At 53.0% G+C, this 18144-nt stretch carries 17 protein-coding genes and 1 other annotated feature; of the genes, 9 read left to right on the top strand and 8 right to left on the bottom strand.

From position 1 onward, the window contains the following. Positions 1 to 60: 60 nt before the first annotated feature. Positions 61 to 2658 carry a type I DNA topoisomerase gene (gene topA, locus OGV65_RS20240; protein ID WP_286455374.1) on the bottom strand — a complete coding sequence of 866 codons (2598 nt, stop codon included), beginning with the start codon at positions 2656 to 2658 and terminating at the stop codon, positions 61 to 63. 397 nt (positions 2659 to 3055) lie between these two features. Between topA and OGV65_RS20245 the strand changes: the two genes are divergently transcribed. Next, positions 3056 to 3307 (top strand): YciN family protein, encoded by a 252-nt coding sequence (locus tag OGV65_RS20245; RefSeq protein WP_003020616.1) that lies wholly within the window; start codon positions 3056 to 3058, stop codon positions 3305 to 3307. Positions 3308 to 3360: 53 nt separating this feature from the next. On the opposite strand, the gene sohB is transcribed toward OGV65_RS20245, so the two are convergent. Continuing rightward, positions 3361 to 4407: a protease SohB gene (gene sohB / locus OGV65_RS20250; RefSeq protein ID WP_047500356.1), complete on the bottom strand. Its 1047-nt coding sequence runs from the start codon at positions 4405 to 4407 to the stop codon at positions 3361 to 3363. A 210-nt stretch (positions 4408 to 4617) separates the two neighbouring features. Here sohB and OGV65_RS20255 point away from each other — a divergent pair, with 210 nt between their 5' ends. After that, a complete protein-coding gene (locus OGV65_RS20255) occupies positions 4618 to 5379 on the top strand; it encodes a YciK family oxidoreductase (protein WP_016156651.1) in 762 nt (253 codons plus the stop codon). Continuing rightward, positions 5376 to 5966: a cob(I)yrinic acid a,c-diamide adenosyltransferase gene (gene cobO, locus OGV65_RS20260; RefSeq protein WP_016156652.1), complete on the top strand. Its 591-nt coding sequence runs from the start codon at positions 5376 to 5378 to the stop codon at positions 5964 to 5966. Before OGV65_RS20255 ends, cobO begins: the two co-directional genes overlap by 4 nt. An 83-nt stretch (positions 5967 to 6049) precedes the next feature. Here the strand turns inward: cobO and rluB are convergent, their stop codons facing one another. From rluB to rnm, 3 genes are all read right to left on the bottom strand, one after another. Next, positions 6050 to 6925, bottom strand: a complete 876-nt coding sequence (gene rluB / locus OGV65_RS20265; protein WP_235116855.1) for a 23S rRNA pseudouridine(2605) synthase RluB — start codon at positions 6923 to 6925, stop codon at positions 6050 to 6052. Between the two features lie 100 nt (positions 6926 to 7025). Next, complete coding sequence (locus OGV65_RS20270; RefSeq protein ID WP_016153256.1) at positions 7026 to 7646, bottom strand: L-threonylcarbamoyladenylate synthase; 621 nt, start codon at positions 7644 to 7646, stop codon at positions 7026 to 7028. Continuing rightward, complete coding sequence (gene rnm / locus OGV65_RS20275; protein ID WP_029139558.1) at positions 7643 to 8521, bottom strand: RNase RNM; 879 nt, start codon at positions 8519 to 8521, stop codon at positions 7643 to 7645. The genes OGV65_RS20270 and rnm overlap by 4 nt, the downstream gene beginning before the upstream one ends. A 135-nt stretch (positions 8522 to 8656) precedes the next feature. Between rnm and trpL the strand changes: the two genes are divergently transcribed. The 6 genes from trpL (at position 8657) to trpA (ending at position 15325) form a co-directional block, all read left to right on the top strand. After that, positions 8657 to 8701, top strand: coding sequence for a trp operon leader peptide (trpL, locus tag OGV65_RS20280; protein WP_012905981.1), 45 nt, complete (start codon positions 8657 to 8659; stop codon positions 8699 to 8701). Next, positions 8678 to 8772: a sequence feature (Trp leader region), on the top strand. It overlaps the preceding gene by 24 nt. Positions 8773 to 8795: 23 nt before the next feature. Then, positions 8796 to 10358 (top strand): anthranilate synthase component 1, encoded by a 1563-nt coding sequence (locus OGV65_RS20285; RefSeq protein ID WP_016156654.1) that lies wholly within the window; start codon positions 8796 to 8798, stop codon positions 10356 to 10358. Further along, complete coding sequence (gene trpD / locus OGV65_RS20290; RefSeq protein WP_123267313.1) at positions 10358 to 11953, top strand: bifunctional anthranilate synthase glutamate amidotransferase component TrpG/anthranilate phosphoribosyltransferase TrpD; 1596 nt, start codon at positions 10358 to 10360, stop codon at positions 11951 to 11953. Before OGV65_RS20285 ends, trpD begins: the two co-directional genes overlap by 1 nt. Before the next feature lie 3 nt (positions 11954 to 11956). Then, a complete protein-coding gene (gene trpCF, locus OGV65_RS20295) occupies positions 11957 to 13315 on the top strand; it encodes a bifunctional indole-3-glycerol-phosphate synthase TrpC/phosphoribosylanthranilate isomerase TrpF (protein ID WP_286455380.1) in 1359 nt (452 codons plus the stop codon). Positions 13316 to 13325: 10 nt separating this feature from the next. Then, a complete protein-coding gene (gene trpB / locus OGV65_RS20300) occupies positions 13326 to 14519 on the top strand; it encodes a tryptophan synthase subunit beta (protein ID WP_103766363.1) in 1194 nt (397 codons plus the stop codon). Further along, positions 14519 to 15325: a tryptophan synthase subunit alpha gene (gene trpA, locus OGV65_RS20305; protein ID WP_016156657.1), complete on the top strand. Its 807-nt coding sequence runs from the start codon at positions 14519 to 14521 to the stop codon at positions 15323 to 15325. Before trpB ends, trpA begins: the two co-directional genes overlap by 1 nt. A 32-nt stretch (positions 15326 to 15357) precedes the next feature. Here trpA and OGV65_RS20310 read toward each other — a convergent pair whose 3' ends face one another. From OGV65_RS20310 to ompW, 3 genes are all read right to left on the bottom strand, one after another. Continuing rightward, complete coding sequence (locus tag OGV65_RS20310) at positions 15358 to 16830, bottom strand: GGDEF domain-containing protein (protein WP_286455375.1); 1473 nt, start codon at positions 16828 to 16830, stop codon at positions 15358 to 15360. Between the two features lie 185 nt (positions 16831 to 17015). After that, the gene (locus OGV65_RS20315; RefSeq protein ID WP_103766364.1) at positions 17016 to 17291 is read right to left on the bottom strand and encodes a hypothetical protein; all 276 of its coding nucleotides are present in this window, start codon (positions 17289 to 17291) and stop codon (positions 17016 to 17018) included. Between the two features lie 132 nt (positions 17292 to 17423). Beyond that, complete coding sequence (gene ompW, locus OGV65_RS20320) at positions 17424 to 18062, bottom strand: outer membrane protein OmpW (RefSeq protein WP_016153263.1); 639 nt, start codon at positions 18060 to 18062, stop codon at positions 17424 to 17426. Between the last annotated feature and the right edge of the window lie 82 nt (positions 18063 to 18144).

Raw genomic sequence — 18144 nt, forward strand, 5'->3', positions numbered from 1 at the left:
GCCAGAAACAAAAAGGGCCGCTTACGCGACCCTTTGAGGAGAAATTCAGCCGGAATGCTGTTATTTCTTCCCTTCTACCCATTTACCGTCCACGAAGAACGCGGACCAGCCGGTCGCCTTACCGTCTTTCTCCGCAGCAACGTATTGCTGCTTGGTTTTACGGCTGAAACGAACCATCGACTTGTTGCCGTCCGGGTCAGTCTGCGGCGCATCTGCCAGATAGCGCAGTTTTTCCGGCAGACGATCGCGGAAGCGGTACAACTCTTCAACCAGCGGCGCACGTGTCTCACGTGATTTCGGGAACGTATTTGCCGCCAGGAAGATACCTGCAGCACCATCACGTAACACGAAATACGCATCAGATTTTTCACACGGCAGTTCTGGCAACGGAACCGGATCCTCTTTCGGTGGAGCAACTTCACCGTTACGCAGGATCTTACGGGTATTTTTGCACTCGTCGTTGGTACACGCCATGTACTTGCCGAAACGTCCCATTTTCAGGTGCATTTCAGAGCCACATTTCTCGCACTCAACGATAGGACCGTCATAACCCTTGATGCGGAATTCGCCTTCCTCGATCTCATAGCCATCACAGGTAGGGTTATTACCGCATACATGCAGCTTGCGCTTAGGATCGATAAGGTAGCTGTCCATCGCCGTGCCGCACTTCTGGCAGCGACGTTTGGCGCGCAAAGCGTTGGTTTCCGCATCGTCGCCTTCCAGCACGTTCAGCACTTCATTTTCCGGCACCAGGTTAATGGTGGTTTTGCAACGCTCTTTCGGGGAAAGCGCATAGCCAGAACAACCCAGGAAAACGCCGGTGCTGGCGGTACGAATACCCATCTTGCGTCCGCAGGTTGGGCAATCAATGCTGGTCAGCACCATCTGGTTCGGACGCATACCGCCCTCTTCAGGATCTTTCTCGGCTTTATCCAGTTGCTGAGTAAAATCAGTGAAGAAGTTGTCGAGTACGCCCTTCCATTCGGCTTCGTGATTTGCCACCTGGTCGAGACTGTCTTCCATCTGCGCGGTAAAGTCGTAGTTCATCAGTTCGCGGAAGTTTTCTTCCAGACGATCGGTGACGATTTCACCCATTTTTTCAGCGTAGAAGCGACGGTTCTCAACGCGAACATAACCGCGATCCTGAATCGTAGAAATGATCGACGCATACGTGGATGGACGACCAATACCACGTTTTTCAAGCTCTTTAACCAGCGAAGCTTCACTGAAGCGCGCAGGCGGTTTGGTAAAGTGTTGCGCAGGTGTCAGTTCGATGAGCGTCAACGTATCGCCTTTATTCACCGCTGGTAAAATGCGGTCTTCATCGCCCTTACGCAGCGCAGGCATCACTTTCGTCCAGCCATCGAAGCGCAGAATACGACCACGCGCCTTCAGACGGAAATCACCCGCACCCACCGTCAGCGTGGTGGAATCATATTTAGCAGGCGTCATCTGACAGGCAACAAACTGACGCCAGATCAGCTGATACAGTTTTTGCGCATCGGCTTCCATATCTTTCAGCGATTCCGCCTGAACGGCGACATCGGAAGGACGGATAGCTTCGTGCGCTTCCTGCGAGTTCTCTTTGCTGGCGTACTGGTTCGCGCTCTCCGGCAGATACTTTTTGCCGAAATTATCGCTGATGTAATCGCGAACCATGTTCACCGCATCCTGGCTCAGGTTGGTTGAGTCAGTACGCATATAAGTGATGTAGCCCGCTTCATACAAGCGCTGCGCCATCATCATGGTTTTCTTCACGCCGAAGCCCAGACGCGTGCTGGCGGCCTGCTGTAGCGTGGAGGTGATGAACGGCGCACCCGGCTTGCTGCTGGTCGGCTTATCTTCACGTTCCAGAACGCTGTAGCGCGCTTTTTCCAACAGGCTAACGGCGGCAAGCGTTTGTTCCCGGTTGACCGGACGGAACGGTTTATCATTCTGATGCGTCACCTCAAGCGGTAACGCGTCGCCGCCTGGCGTCGTCGTGTTAGCATCAATTTCCCAGAACTCTTCAGGAACGAATGCTTTGATTTCGCGTTCACGCTCAACCACCAGACGCACGGCAACCGACTGTACGCGGCCTGCTGACAGGCCTCGCGCAATTTTTTTCCACAGCAGCGGCGACACCATATAGCCCACAACACGGTCCATAAAGCGGCGCGCCTGTTGCGCATTGACGCGGTCGATGTTCAGCTCGCCCGGTTTTTCAAACGCCTGACGAATAGCGTTTTTGGTAATTTCGTTAAACACCACGCGACTGTAGCGGGTGTCGTCGCCGCCGATCACTTCCCGCAGGTGCCACGCAATGGCTTCCCCTTCGCGGTCAAGGTCGGTTGCGAGATAGATGTGGTCGGCTTTTTCAGCCAGTTGCTTCAGTTCAGAAACAACTTTTTCTTTACCGGGCAGCACTTCATAGCGCGCATCCCAGTTGTGCCACGGGTCAACACCCATACGATTGACGAGAGCGCCACGTTCATCCTTTTTGGGCTTTTTAGCCGTTTTGGTGGAGGTTGAGTCGGCGCTCTTTTTAGTTGCTGAGCCACTGGTCGGCAAATCACGGATATGACCGACGCTGGATTTCACCACGTAGTCATTACCCAGATACTTGTTGATCGTTTTGGCTTTTGCCGGGGACTCAACGATGACAAGAGCTTTACCCATATTCACCTTTACCTAATTTGATTCTTCCAGAATGCGTCGCACGTTGATTCACCTTCCACTGGCGACGAGACATCGATATGGTCTCTGCGTCGGCGGATATCAACCCTTAAACTGATTCGCGCTTGTAATGTAACTCTCATGTAACTGAGTTAACAGGCTTTTTCGCTCACAAACGCTATAGCACGACGGAGTATTGGTCGAATGTCAAGCAAATCTGTTGCCAGATTGACGAAAGCGTCACACTGTACCTGATAAAATGCGTTACGCAACTTTATTAGCATGCAAAAACAAATCTCGCCACTTGCAACACTGTCGTAAGACCTTCATTTAAGTCAGGGAATATTTGCCCATAAGCCGGGCTCGGCGTAGACTAATGTCCTTGTTTAAGGAGTAAATAATGCATAAAGACACTCAACCCATCGATCGCGAAACACTGCTGATTGAAGCCAACAAAATCATTCGTGAGCATGAGGACACGCTGGCGGGGATTGTCGCCACCGGCGTAACGCAGCGAAATGGCGTGCTGGTTTTCAGCGGAGATTACTTTTTAGACGAGCAAGGGCTACCGACGCCAAAAAGTACGGCGGTGTTTAATATGTTTAAACATCTGGCGCACGTACTTTCTGAAAAGTATCACTTGATCGATTAACACGAGAAATGATTTGCCGGATGACGGCTGCGCCTCATCCGGCAATTACAATTTTACATCAGCGGTTTTTGCCCCCGCTGCCACCAGCGCATCAGTAAACGATCGGCGCTCTCGGCGGCACTGCCGGTAAAACGGTCCATCAGTTTTTTACGCTGCAGATAACGTACGTTTAATACGTCACGACCGTCCATCAGTCCGAGGATCACCTCATCACTGGTATTGATCTCATCCACCAGCCCGTTGGCCAGCGCCTGTTGACCAAACCAGTGTTCACCCGTGGCAACCTGCTCAATGTCCAGAGTCGGACGCATGCGCTGTACAAAATCTTTAAACAGATGATGGGTTTCGTTCAGGTCTTCGCGGAATTTCTGCCGCCCTTCTTCCGTGTTTTCACCAAGTAAGGTCAGCGTACGCTTGTACTGTCCGGCGGTGTGCAGTTCGATATCAATATCTTTCCCTTTCAGGAAGCGGTGAAAGTTCGGGATCTGTGCCACAACGCCAATAGAGCCGACAATAGCAAACGGCGCCGAGACAATTTTATCCGCCACGCAAGCCATCATATATCCGCCGCTCGCAGCGACTTTATCTACCGTAACGGTCAGCGGGATCTGCTTATCGCGCAGACGTTGTAACTGGGACGCGGCCAGGCCATAGCCGTGTACTACACCGCCCGGACTTTCCAGACGAACCACGACCTGATCCTGGGGTTTAACGACCGCCAGCACTGCCGTCACCTCTTCGCGTAATGCGCTCACCTCATGGGCATCCATACTGCCTTTAAAATCAAGTACCCATACCCGTGGTTTATCAGATGACGTACTGTCTCCCAGTTTCGCTTTTGCCTTAGCGGCCTTCGCCTCAAGCTTGTGTTTCTTTTTCTGCGCCTTATGCCAGAATTTTTGCTGATGTCCATCCAATAAGGCCAGCGACAGGTCTTCTTTCATCTCTTTATATTGATCGCTGAGATTAATGACCCGCAATTCCCCACGCTGACGTTTGCGTTGTGTCGCGTTTACGATCAGCATAACTACCACCGCAATAGCCACCACGACAGTGACAATTTTTGCCAAAAACAACCCATATTCAGACAACAATTCCACGTGACCCACCTTGGTTAAACAACGCTACTTTCGCTCAGTGTACAACAGCCTTGTTAACCCGTCTTGCTTCATCCATTCAGTAAAAAGCATGACAACGCGTTCATTTTGCGGTGTTATTGCCTTTGGCTGATTGAAAAAGAACAGGGTTTAAGGCATAAAGCCCAAAAGTTATCGCGAACGAGATGGCCAGGACGTCGCCGAGGAGTAGCCGTGCATTATCAACCGAAACAAGATCTTCTACAGGACCGCATTATTCTGGTCACCGGTGCCAGCGATGGTATCGGGCGTGAAGCCGCACAGACCTACGCGCGTTACGGCGCGACCGTGATTCTGTTAGGGCGTAACGAAGAAAAACTGCGTCAGGTTGCCCGCTCCATCGCCGAAGAAAAAGGTACGCAACCACACTGGTTCACGCTGGATCTGCTCACCTGTACGTCTGACGAATGCCACCAGCTCGCACAGCGCATTGCCGCGCATTTCCCGCGTCTGGATGGCGTACTGCATAATGCCGGATTGCTCGGTGACATTTGCCCGATGAGCGAGCAAAACCCGCAGGTATGGCAGGACGTGATGCAGGTAAACGTGAACGCCACCTTTATGCTGACTCAGGCATTGCTGCCGTTGTTGCTCAAATCCGATGCCGGATCGCTGGTCTTTACCTCCTCCAGCGTCGGTCGCCAGGGGCGCGCCAACTGGGGGGCATACGCCACCTCCAAATTTGCTACCGAAGGAATGATGCAGGTTCTGGCTGATGAATATCAGAACCGCCACCTGCGCGTAAACTGTATCAATCCAGGTGGAACGCGTACCGGCATGCGAGCCAGCGCGTTCCCGACGGAAGATCCGCAAAAATTGAAAACCCCCGCCGATATTATGCCGCTGTACCTGTGGCTGATGGGCGATGACAGCCGCCGTAAAACCGGTATGACTTTCGATGCCCAGCCGGGCCGTAAACCAGGAATCGCCCAATGAGTGAAGAACGCTATCAGCAGCGCCAGCAGCGCGTAAAAGACCGGGTTGACGCCCGTGTTGCCGCCGCCATAGACGAGCGCGGGATTATTATTGTGTTCACCGGAAATGGTAAGGGTAAAACCACCGCCGCGTTCGGTACCGCCACGCGCGCAGTAGGCCACGGTAAAAAAGTCGGCGTAGTGCAATTTATTAAGGGGACGTGGCCAAACGGTGAACGTAACTTACTCGAACCCCACGGCGTTGAGTTTCAGGTCATGGCGACAGGATTTACCTGGGAAACGCAGAACCGCGAGTCCGACACCGCAGCCTGCATGGCCGTATGGGAACACGGCAAGCGGATGCTGGCCGACGCAGAGCTGGATATGGTGATACTGGACGAGCTGACCTACATGGTTGCATACGACTATCTGCCGCTCGACGAGGTCATCAATGCCCTAAACGCGCGCCCTGCCCATCAAACGGTCATTATCACCGGTCGTGGATGTCATCGCGATATTCTGGAGTTAGCGGATACGGTCAGCGAACTGCGGCCGGTTAAGCACGCCTTTGAAGCGGGCGTGAAAGCCCAGATGGGGATCGATTACTGACAGTAGGCCGGATAAGGCGTTTACGCCGCATCCGGCTCCACGCTAACGCCTGATGGCGCGTTGCTTATCAGGCCTACTCATGATTAACCGTTGTTGCTGCGACCGCCCGGACGACGGCTGCTGCCAACCTGAGAGTGGCGCTTCACCGCACGGCGGATCTGGTTTGCCTTCATACGGCGACGATCTTTCTCGACGGCAACTTTAGAGGTGGTTTCCGGCTTCAGTTCCACCAGTTCACGCAAATAGTTGGTCTGCGCGAGGTCAAGTTCCGTCCAGCCGCCACGCGGCAGGCCCTTCGGCAGCGGAATATCACCGTAACGTACACGGATAAGACGACTTACCTGCACGCCCACGGCTTCCCACAGGCGACGGACTTCACGGTTACGCCCTTCGGTCAACGTGACGTTATACCACTGGTTGATCCCTTCACCGCCGCTGAACTTGATCGTTTTAAATGCGGCCGGACCATCTTCCAGCTGCACGCCACGACTCAGATCGCGCAGTTTTGCGTCATCAACCTGACCAAACACACGCACCGCATATTCACGTTCAACTTCGCGGCTTGGGTGCATCAGACGGTTCGCGAGTTCGCCATCGGTGGTAAACAGCATTAAACCACAGGTATTCACGTCCAGACGTCCCACGGCAATCCAGCGCGCATCGCGCAGTTTTGGCAGACGATCAAACACGGTCGGACGACCTTCCGGGTCGTTACGGGTACACAGTTCACCTTCTGGCTTGTAATAAGCCAGAACACGGCAGATTTGCTCCGCAGATTCTTTCACCGAAATCAGATGACCGTCGATACGGATTTTCAGACCCGGCGTAACTTCAACGCGATCGCCGAGCGTGGCAATTTTGCCATCAACGCTCACGCGACCCGCGGCAATTATGGATTCAATTTCACGGCGAGAACCGTGGCCAGCGCGCGCCAGCACTTTTTGTAACTTTTCGCTCATAGAGCTTCCTTTAGATGTCGCCTTCACAGGCGTCGAACAGGAGAATCAACGGCGCCAGTCAGCGCCATTTTAAGGCCGCGTAGTATAGCGGTTCGCGCCCTTATAAGAAAGGTTTAACGTCGCCGACGCCTTCGCGCAATACCACCGGGGAATCATCGGTTAAATCGATGACCGTGGTTGGCTGCTGGCCGAGATATCCACCGTGGATAATCAAATCCACCACTTTCTCCAGACGATCTTTGATTTCTTCCGGATCTGACTCGGTAAATTCGCTGCCCGGCAGCATCAGTGATGTAGAGAGCATAGGCTCGCCCAGCGCTTCCAGCAGCGCCAGCGCAATCGGATTCGAGGGTACACGCAAACCAATGGTCTTACGTTTTTCCTGCAACAGTCGGCGCGGTACTTCTTTCGTCCCCTTCAGGATGAACGTGTAGTTACCCGGCGTGTTGTTTTTAATTAAACGGAAAGCCACGTTGTCGACAAACGAATAGGTCGACAGTTCGGACAGGTCACGACACATCAGCGTAAAGTTGTGCCCGTCCGGCAGGTGACGGATGCGACAAATGCGCTCCATTGCGCCTTTATCTTCAATTTTGCAACCCAACGCATAGCCGGAATCAGTTGGATAGACGATCACCCCTCCTTTACGCACGATTTCAACGGCCTGATTGATCAGGCGCTGCTGTGGGTTTTCGGGATGAATATAAAAAAACTGGCTCATACTTTCCTCTCTGTGGTCTCGGGCTGTTCCCAAAGTTGCCAGACGCCTTCTACACCTGCGGGCAACCAGAGTTTACGACCCAGCTCAATCCATGGGCAGGGTAGATGAAAATCAGACCCTTGCGATGCCCACAGTTGATGCTGACGCGCAAGCGTCGCCAGATGGGTGCGTTCATTGGGAGACTGCTGGCACTGTGCCACTTCCATCGCGTCGCCGTGATGTTCAGCAAAATGCGCAACCAGTCTTTTCAGCCACTTAGCGCTAAGATCGTACCGCCCAGGATGAGCCAGAACTGCCTTACCGCCAGAATGATGAATGACATCAATAGCTTGTTCTATTGTACACCACTGTGGCGGAACGTAACCGGTTTTCCCACGAGCAAGATATTTTTTAAAGACATCCGCCATGGTTGTGGCTTTTCCGCACTCCACCAGGAAACGCGCGAAATGCCCCCGAGTGATCGCCCCGCCATCAGCCAGGCGTAATGCCCCTTCCCACGCGCCGGGAATATGCGCTTTGTCGAGTCGTTCAGCAATCAGGCGCGCGCGCTGCTGACGACGTTCCGTTTGCTGCGCCAGAAATTCGCACATCATTGGATGGGCGATATCAATGTTCAGACCCACGATATGGATCTCATGGTTTTCCCAGACTGTTGATATCTCGACGCCAGGGATCAAATTTAACGCTAAACCCGCACGTGAAATTTCTTCTCTTGCCGCCGCAATACCCGCCGTGGTGTCATGATCGGTGATCGCCAGTGTACCGACTCGCATCTCTACCGCACGGTGTACTAAGGCTTCTGGCGTTAATCGCCCATCGGAGGCTGTAGTATGGCTGTGCAGGTCATAAATCACTGCGTAATTCGTGTCGCTCAATGCGGCTCCCGTTTCACTAAATGTCTTAACCCGCCCATCATAGCGGTTTAGACAAATATACTGAAATCAGGTGTTGACTTTATTCCATCGAACTAGTTAACTAGTACGCAAGTTCACATGAAGAAGGTATCTGAGATGAAAGCAACATTTGTTCTGCACGGTTGGTGGCGCACTTCCTGATTTCGGGCAGTGTCTTACGTCTGCAATATGCAACCAGATACCCGGCCCGCCAAATGAGCGGGCTTTTTTTTGAACAAAATTAATGAGAATAACGATGCAAACACAAAAACCGACACTCGAGCTGCTTGCCTGCGATGCCGCCTACCGTGAAAATCCGACGGCGCTGTTTCATCAGGTGTGTGGCGCACGTCCGGCAACGCTGCTGCTGGAATCTGCCGATATCGACAGCAAAGACGATCTGAAGAGCCTGCTGCTGGTCGACAGCGCATTACGCATTACCGCCATCGGTGACACTGTCACCATTCAGGCATTATCCGCTAACGGCGCATCGCTGCTGCCGCTGCTGGATGCTGCCCTGCCAGCGGGTGTTGAGAACAAACAACAACCGAATGGTCGCCATCTGCGATTCCCTGCCGTTAGCCCGCTGCTGGATGAAGATGCCCGCTTATGTTCCCTGTCCGTATTTGATGCCTTCCGTTTATTGCAGGAGCTGGTTAATGTTCCTGCGCAAGAACGTGAAGCAATGTTCTTCGGCGGTCTGTTTTCCTACGACCTGGTTGCCGGTTTTGAAGATTTACCTCAGCTTGAAGCGGGCAACCGTTGCCCTGACTACTGCTTCTATCTGGCAGAAACGCTCATGGTCATCGACCATCAGAAGAAAAGCACCCGCATTCAGGCCAGCATATTTACCCCCAGCGATGCAGAAAAACAGCGTCTTAATGCCCGTCTGGCGCAACTAAGCCAGCAGCTTACCGAACCTGCGCCGCCGCTGCCCGTCACTGAAGTTCCGCACATGCGCTGCGAATGCAATCAGAGCGATGAAGAGTTTGCCGCCGTGGTTCGTGGTATGCAAAAAGCCATTCGCGCTGGCGAAATTTTCCAGGTGGTTCCATCCCGTCGTTTCTCGCTGCCCTGCCCGTCACCGCTGGCGGCCTACTATGTGCTGAAGAAAAGTAACCCCAGCCCGTACATGTTTTTTATGCAGGACAACGATTTCACACTGTTCGGCGCCTCTCCGGAAAGCTCGCTGAAATACGATGCCACCAGCCGACAGATTGAAATCTACCCGATTGCCGGGACCCGCCCACGCGGTCGTCGTGCGGACGGTTCACTGGACCGCGATCTCGACAGCCGTATTGAGCTGGAGATGCGTACCGATCATAAAGAGCTTTCCGAGCACCTGATGCTGGTAGACCTGGCGCGTAACGACCTGGCGCGCATCTGCACGCCCGGCAGCCGCTACGTTGCTGACCTCACCAAAGTGGATCGTTATTCCTTCGTTATGCACCTGGTTTCCCGCGTAGTCGGCGAGCTGCGTAGCGATCTGGATGTGCTGCATGCTTACCGCGCCTGTATGAACATGGGTACGCTAAGCGGAGCGCCGAAAGTTCGCGCCATGCAGCTTATCGCCGAGGCCGAAGGCCGTCGTCGCGGCAGCTATGGCGGTGCAGTAGGTTACTTCACGGCCCATGGCGATCTGGATACCTGTATTGTGATTCGTTCCGCCCTCGTGGAAGACGGTATTGCCACCGTACAGGCTGGCGCCGGAATTGTTCTGGATTCCGTTGGGCAGTCAGAAGCCGATGAAACCCGTAATAAAGCGCGTGCGGTTCTGCGTGCTATCGCCACCGCACACCACGCACAGGAGACCTTCTAATGGCTGACATTCTGCTGCTCGATAATATCGACTCTTTTACCTATAACCTGGCAGATCAGCTGCGTACTAACGGTCATAACGTGGTGATTTACCGCAACCATATTCCTGCCCAGACATTAATAGACCGCTTAGCGACCATGAAAAATCCGGTGCTGATGCTCTCCCCAGGTCCAGGTGCGCCAAGCGAAGCGGGCTGCATGCCGGAGCTGTTAACCCGCCTGCGCGGCAAGCTGCCAATCATCGGCATTTGTCTGGGGCATCAGGCCATTGTCGAGGCCTATGGTGGATACGTGGGACAGGCGGGGGAAATCCTGCACGGCAAAGCGTCCAGCATTGAACACGACGGTCAGGCAATGTTCGCCGGTCTGGCAAATCCGCTGCCGGTGGCGCGCTATCACTCGCTGGTTGGCAGCAACGTTCCGGCCGGATTGACCATCAACGCCCACTTTAACGGCATGGTGATGGCGGTACGTCACGATATCGATCGCGTATGTGGCTTCCAGTTCCATCCAGAATCCATTCTGACCACCCAGGGCGCACGTCTGCTGGAGCAAACGCTGGCCTGGGCGCAACAGAAACTCGAACAGACCAATACCCTGCAACCTATTCTGGAGAAACTGTATCAGGCCCAGACGCTGTCTCAGCAGGAAAGCCACCAGCTGTTCTCCGCCGTGGTACGCGGTGAACTGAAGCCGGAACAACTGGCTGCGGCGCTGGTGAGCATGAAAATTCGCGGCGAGCACCCGAATGAAATTGCCGGTGCGGCAACCGCGCTGCTGGAAAACGCCGCCCCGTTCCCGCGACCTGATTATCTGTTTGCCGATATTGTCGGTACCGGTGGTGACGGCAGCAACAGTATCAATATTTCCACCGCCAGCGCCTTTGTGGCGGCCGCTTGCGGACTGAAAGTCGCCAAACACGGCAACCGCAGCGTCTCCAGCAAGTCGGGCTCTTCGGATCTGTTAGCGGCTTTTGGCATCAATCTGGATATGAACGCCGATAAATCCCGTCAGGCACTTGACGACCTCGGTGTGTGTTTCTTGTTTGCGCCGAAATACCACACCGGTTTTCGCCATGCTATGCCGGTACGCCAACAGTTGAAAACCCGTACGCTGTTTAACGTCCTCGGCCCGTTGATTAACCCGGCACATCCGCCGCTGGCGCTGATCGGCGTTTACAGTCCGGAACTGGTGCTGCCAATTGCCGAAACGCTGCGCGTGTTGGGGTATCAGCGGGCAGCCGTGGTGCACAGCGGCGGCATGGATGAAGTTTCGCTGCATGCGCCGACCATTGTGGCAGAGCTGCATGATGGCGAAATCAAGAGCTATCAACTGACGGCGGAAGACTTTGGCCTGACGCCTTACCACCAGGAACAGCTGGCTGGCGGCACGCCGGAAGAAAACCGTGACATTCTTAGTCGCTTGTTACAAGGTAAAGGTGAAGCCGCTCATGAAGCTGCTGTTGCCGCGAATGTCGCCATGTTAATGCGCCTGCACGGTGAAGAAGATTTAAAAGCCAATGCGCAAACCGTGATTAATGTACTGCGCAGCGGCGCGGCCTATGACCGTGTCACTGCACTGGCAGCAAGAGGGTAAATGATGCAAACCGTTTTAGCGAAAATTGTCGCAGACAAGGCGATTTGGGTAGAAGCCCGCAAACAGCAACAACCGCTGGCCAGCTTTCAGAATGATGTTCAACCCAGCTCTCGTGATTTCTACGATGCGCTGCAAGGTGCACGCACCGCCTTTATTCTGGAGTGCAAAAAAGCGTCTCCGTCAAAAGGCGTGATCCGTGATGACTTCGACCCGGCACAGATTGCGGGCGTATATAAACAATATGCTTCTGCGATTTCCGTACTGACCGATGAGAAATATTTTCAGGGGAGCTTTGATTTCCTGCCCATCGTCAGCCGCATCGCACCGCAACCGATTCTGTGTAAGGACTTTATTATCGATCCTTACCAGATTTACCTGGCGCGCTTCTATCAGGCGGACGCCTGTCTGCTGATGCTGTCGGTGCTTGATGATGAGCAATATCGTCAACTCGCCGCCGTCGCCCACAGTTTGAAAATGGGCGTACTGACCGAAGTCAGTAACGATGAAGAGCTGGAGCGTGCTATCGCACTGGGTGCCAAAGTGGTCGGTATCAACAACCGTGACTTACGCGACCTGTCGATTGATCTGAATCGCACCCGCCAACTTGCGCCGCGACTGGGTCATGGCGTAACCGTCATCAGCGAGTCCGGTATCAATACCTATGGTCAAGTGCGAGAACTCAGCCACTTCGCCAACGGTTTTCTGATTGGCTCTGCGTTGATGTCGCATGATGATCTGCATGCTGCCGTGCGTCGCGTTCTGCTCGGCGAAAATAAAGTCTGCGGTTTAACCCGGGCTCAGGATGCAAACGCGGCATACGAAGCGGGTGCCATTTACGGCGGGTTGATTTTTGTGTCCACATCGCCACGCGCGGTCAGCGTTGAACGCGCACGCGAGGTCATGACCGGCGCACCGCTGCAATATGTCGGGGTGTTTCGCAACGCAGAGATCACCGACGTGCGCGAAACAGCGGTGGCTCTGGGGCTAACAGCCGTGCAATTGCATGGTAGCGAAGACCAGGCCTATGTTGACGCCCTGCGCGACGCGCTCCCCGAACAGGTGCAAATCTGGAAGGCGTTAAGCGTCAGTGAAACGTTGCCAGCCCGTGATTATCAGCACGTCGATAAATACATATTCGACAATGGTCAGGGCGGCAGCGGTCAACGCTTCGACTGGTCACTTTTAGGCGGACAATCGCTGGATAACGTTTTACTGGCTGGCGGACTCGGCGCTGATAACTGCGTTGACGCGGCAAAAACCGGCTGTGCCGGTCTCGATTTCAATTCTGGCGTAGAGTCACAGCCGGGCATCAAGGATGCACGTCTTTTGGCTTCGGTCTTTCAGACGCTGCGCGCATATTAAGGAAAAGGACATGACAACATTACTCAATCCGTATTTTGGTGAATTTGGCGGTATGTATGTGCCACAGATTCTGATGCCTGCCCTGCGCCAGCTGGAAGAAGCTTTTGTCAGCGCGCAAAAGGATCCTGAATTTCAGGCGCAGTTTACAGACCTGCTGAAAAACTATGCTGGTCGTCCAACTGCACTGACCAAATGCCAGAACATTACTCAAGGCACCCACACTACGCTGTATCTCAAACGTGAAGATTTGCTGCACGGCGGCGCGCACAAAACCAACCAGGTGCTGGGCCAGGCATTGCTGGCGAAACGTATGGGGAAAACGGAGATCATCGCCGAAACCGGCGCGGGCCAGCACGGTGTTGCATCAGCTCTCGCCAGCGCACTGCTGGGGCTGAAATGCCGTATTTATATGGGTGCAAAAGACGTTGAACGCCAGTCGCCAAACGTTTTCCGTATGCGTCTGATGGGGGCTGAAGTTATCCCGGTTCACAGCGGTTCTGCAACGCTGAAAGATGCCTGTAACGAAGCGCTGCGCGACTGGTCTGGCAGCTACGATACCGCGCACTATATGCTCGGTACGGCGGCAGGTCCACATCCCTTCCCGACCATTGTTCGTGAATTTCAGCGCATGATCGGCGAGGAAACTAAAGCGCAGATCCTTGAAAAAGAAGGTCGCCTGCCGGACGCGGTTATCGCCTGCGTGGGTGGCGGTTCTAACGCCATCGGTATGTTCGCGGACTTTATTAATGAAACCAGCGTCGGTCTGATTGGCGTCGAGCCTGGCGGCCATGGGATTGAATCAGGGGAACATGGCGCACCGTTGAAGCATGGTCGTGTCGGGATTTACTTCGGCATGAAGTCCCCGATGATGCAGACCGAAGAAGGACAGATTGAAGAGTCTTACTCTATTTCCGCGGGGCTGGATTTCCCGTCTGTCGGGCCGCAGCATGCGTATCTGAACAGCATTGGTCGCGCCGATTATGTTTCGATCACCGACGACGAAGCGCTTGAGGCCTTCAAAACGCTGTGTCTGCACGAGGGGATTATTCCGGCGCTGGAGTCCTCCCATGCCCTGGCACACGCATTGAAAATGATGCGTGAAAACCCGGAAAAAGAGCAGTTACTGGTGGTTAATCTCTCCGGTCGCGGCGACAAAGACATTTTCACCGTACACGATATTCTGAAAGCGCGAGGGGAAATCTGATGGAACGTTACGAAAACCTGTTTGCACAGCTGAAGGACCGCAAAGAAGGTGCTTTTGTCCCCTTCGTAACCTTGGGCGATCCGTCTGTTGAGCAGTCACTGAAAATCATTGATACGCTGATTGAAGCCGGTGCCGATGCCCTTGAGCTCGGTATTCCGTTCTCCGATCCGCTGGCTGACGGTCCAACCATTCAGGAAGCCACCTTGCGTGCGTTTGCCGCCGGCGTCACGCCGTCGCAATGCTTTGAAATGCTGGCGCTGATTCGCCAGAAGCACCCTACGATTCCCATTGGCTTGCTGATGTATGCCAACCTGGTGTTTAGCAAGGGCATTGACGAGTTTTACGCCCAGTGTGAAAAAGTGGGCGTGGATTCCGTGTTAGTAGCCGATGTTCCCGTTGAAGAGTCCGCGCCATTCAGAGCTGCGGCGCTCCGCCACAACATTGCGCCAATTTTTATCTGCCCACCGAACGCTGATGAAGAACTGCTGCGCCAGATAGCCTCTCATGGCCGCGGCTATACCTATTTGCTTTCGCGTGCGGGCGTGACCGGTGCTGAAAATCGTGCGGCGTTACCGCTGCATCACCTGGTCGAAAAGTTGAAAGCATATGATGCTCCGCCTTCTTTACAGGGGTTTGGTATCTCTGCGCCTGAACAGGTAACCGGCGCGATTGACGCTGGCGCTGCTGGCGCTATTTCCGGCTCGGCAATTGTGAAAATCATTGAGAAAAATGTTGCGGCACCGGAACAGATGCTGGCTGAGCTGAAAGCTTTTGTCAGCGCGATGAAAGCCGCCACCCGGCAGTAAGCTAAATCAACCGCCAGAGACTTCTGGCGGTTTTACGCTTCTTTCGTGTGCTTCATTTTATACATGGCGCTATCTGCATTCTGAATAGCCACATCCAGTTCACCGTTCACCTCTGCAATCCCCCACGATACTGACAATGGCACAGTATGACCGTCCACTACAAACACATGGCTGGTCACCTGCCCGCTGATACGTTGAGCGATTGCGATGGCATCAGTAGCCTGCGAGCGAAACAGCAGGATCATAAATTCATCCCCGCCGGTACGAATCACAATATCGTGACTGGTGCGGGTGTTTGATAACATCCTGTTGGCGATAATTTGCAGCGCACGATCGCCTGCCGCGTGACCCCAGGTATCATTGACGGCCTTGAACTTATTGCAGTCCAGTAGCACCACCGAACAGTGGGATAAATCACGGCGCTTGATGATGTCGAGTATTCGGCGATTAAAGCAACCGGTCAGGGTGTCTATATAAACCTTCAGGTCGCTTTCGTTCAGCCATGATTTTAGCGAGAAACTAATCATGATGAAAAAGAACGGCGCCAGCAGGATCACGATCCCGGCATGGGTATCGCGCGTCATAAAACGGCCTAATGAAAGCGAATAGTGCAGCGCATATTTCTCCGAAAAATTGCGCACTAAAAAACGGGATTGACCTGTACATTTACCGGATAAACAGAGACTTTCATTGTTGGTCAAATTTACCAATTCCACATTCAGCTCAGGTGGGAGCTGGTAGTCAAATGCTTGAGCCAACGCTTCCTGCAATTCGGGCTTTGAATGGTCATAAACCAGATAGGCCACGATTTGGTCTGATATCTCTTTGCCAGACAGATCGTAGATATAGCTCACCACGCTGTAAGCTTTTTCACCGGTAATTTTATCGGTATAGAAGTTCGTTGAACTAAGGGCTTTGTTTTTGACGTTTTTTTGCAACAGTCGGGTATAGAAATCGACCGGCGGATAGAAAAAGTTGGTGAGATCCCGCGCCATTTCAGAATTTGAGAAACTGAAGTTGCGCGAATCGGAAGCCATAAACCAGTAAAAATAATCTGAATTTTTGGCGATAATATAACGATGTGCATCGAAGCTGCCCGGATTTAGCTCATTAACCATACCGCGAATAAACTCCGCCGCCGTATACATACACAGCGCGTTGTGGCTGGCTTGCTGGGCAATAATTGTCCCCGTTAACGAATGCAGACGCTTTGGGTCGGCGTTAATTCCCCATTCAATCTCATTGCGGGGAACAAATTGTGAAATATCGCCACATTGCTCACCCGATTTAATATGGTGATAGCGCTCACCAATCGCATCGGCGATCAGCTCATTATCGTTAAAAATGTCCATCATGCGCGCTTGCATGCGGTTAACACCGTCACTGACTGCAGCCATCCGCTGCTCATAAATTATAAACAGAAACAACGACGTAAATATCAACGTAATGAGCCCTAATACCAGCAGTGCCTGCCTGTTTCTGAGCTTGTCCTGCACAATCTTCACGAGTTCACCCTGATAGTTAACATATTGCCAAACCGGTTACCCGTTTATGTCGTTGCATAACTGCGCTGTATGTTGATTGAGAATGTTAACCGTCCCTAAGCAGATGCCTTAGAAGCCCGCCGTTGTGTGCGCTAAAGTTACAGACTTATACAATAAAAGCACATTTTTGTTAACATAAATGCAAACTAATCATCACCCTCAATCGGAAACCCCGCCCGACGAATGGCCTCACGACAATCGCTCACGCCTGCGGCATAGCCCGCTTCAATCTCACAAACAGGACTGGCGCTGCAATAAGGTAGTTTAACCGGAGTCGCAATGCGTTTCTCCAGTACTTCAATTTTATCCATAAAATTCAATAAGTCACGCGCGGCACTCACGGCGAACTCTGCCGTTTCATCTCCGGTGAATGGTTCCAAAAGTGTGATTTTTTGTTGTAGCAGGAGTCGAGTCAACATCATCGTCAATGCCCTCAAAGCCAGTTTGCTTAAAGAGTAGCATTACATCGACGGGGAGAAAGGCAGGAAGAAATAAACTGGTAATAAAAAAGCTGACCGTGGAACGATCAGCTTTTCAGTATTTTAATCACGGACTTAGAAGCGATAACCCGCGGAGAACATAAACACCCACGGATCGAGGCGGACGCTGTCATGCTGCTGCGCGCCAGCCAGTTTGTAGCTCGCGGTGGTGTCGATATCCATGTACCAGACCGACATGTTAATCAGCCAGTCGCGGTTAATCAGATAGTCCATACCCACTTGCCCTGCTGCACCCCAGGAGTCTTTCAGGCTCAGGTCAGATAAACCGGTTTCTTTGCCGTTATTGTTAAAGCCTTCGTCAAAGAAGGTGGTGTAGTTCACACCGACACCAACGTACGGACGCAGTTTGCTGCTGGAATCGCCGAAATACCACTGCGCCATTAAGGTCGGCGGTAAATGGTGAACGGTCGCAATATCACCTGTTGTGGCAGTGCCAATTTTATGGCGGAACGGCGTGGCTGCCAGTAATTCAACACCGATATTGTCGGTTGCCATGTAGGTAAATGTCAGACCCAACTGCGTGTTATTGCTGACATCAAAGCCACCCAGGCTTCCCAGCGTACCACCCGCGCCTTCCGTCGGTCTGACGGTGGCAGAACCTGCACGAATAAAGAATTCTCCGGCCTCATGCGCAAATACGTTACCAGAGAGAAGAGTTGTTAAAGCCACTGCTGCAACTGTTAATTTTTTCATGTCCGCTCCATCGTTATGGTTATAAAAGCGGAACGAATATACCCACATTGGAGTAATAAGTGATCTAACCTGGATCACATTG

It is taken from the genome of Citrobacter sp. Cb004 (assembly GCF_030337065.1).
Taxonomy (GTDB): Bacteria; Pseudomonadota; Gammaproteobacteria; order Enterobacterales; family Enterobacteriaceae; genus Citrobacter; species Citrobacter braakii.

What these genes read in the sequence shown, in the direction of transcription:
- topA (WP_286455374.1), bottom strand. Translation starts at nt 2,658, where the DNA reads ATGGGTAAAGCTCTTGTCATCGTTGAGTCCCCGGCAAAAGCCAAAACG.
- OGV65_RS20245 (WP_003020616.1), top strand. Translation starts at nt 3,056, where the DNA reads ATGCATAAAGACACTCAACCCATCGATCGCGAAACACTGCTGATTGAA.
- cobO (WP_016156652.1), top strand. Translation starts at nt 5,376, where the DNA reads ATGAGTGAAGAACGCTATCAGCAGCGCCAGCAGCGCGTAAAAGACCGG.
- rluB (WP_235116855.1), bottom strand. Translation starts at nt 6,925, where the DNA reads ATGAGCGAAAAGTTACAAAAAGTGCTGGCGCGCGCTGGCCACGGTTCT.
- OGV65_RS20270 (WP_016153256.1), bottom strand. Translation starts at nt 7,646, where the DNA reads ATGAGCCAGTTTTTTTATATTCATCCCGAAAACCCACAGCAGCGCCTG.
- OGV65_RS20285 (WP_016156654.1), top strand. Translation starts at nt 8,796, where the DNA reads ATGCAAACACAAAAACCGACACTCGAGCTGCTTGCCTGCGATGCCGCC.
- trpD (WP_123267313.1), top strand. Translation starts at nt 10,358, where the DNA reads ATGGCTGACATTCTGCTGCTCGATAATATCGACTCTTTTACCTATAAC.
- trpCF (WP_286455380.1), top strand. Translation starts at nt 11,957, where the DNA reads ATGCAAACCGTTTTAGCGAAAATTGTCGCAGACAAGGCGATTTGGGTA.
- trpB (WP_103766363.1), top strand. Translation starts at nt 13,326, where the DNA reads ATGACAACATTACTCAATCCGTATTTTGGTGAATTTGGCGGTATGTAT.
- trpA (WP_016156657.1), top strand. Translation starts at nt 14,519, where the DNA reads ATGGAACGTTACGAAAACCTGTTTGCACAGCTGAAGGACCGCAAAGAA.
- OGV65_RS20315 (WP_103766364.1), bottom strand. Translation starts at nt 17,291, where the DNA reads ATGATGTTGACTCGACTCCTGCTACAACAAAAAATCACACTTTTGGAA.
- ompW (WP_016153263.1), bottom strand. Translation starts at nt 18,062, where the DNA reads ATGAAAAAATTAACAGTTGCAGCAGTGGCTTTAACAACTCTTCTCTCT.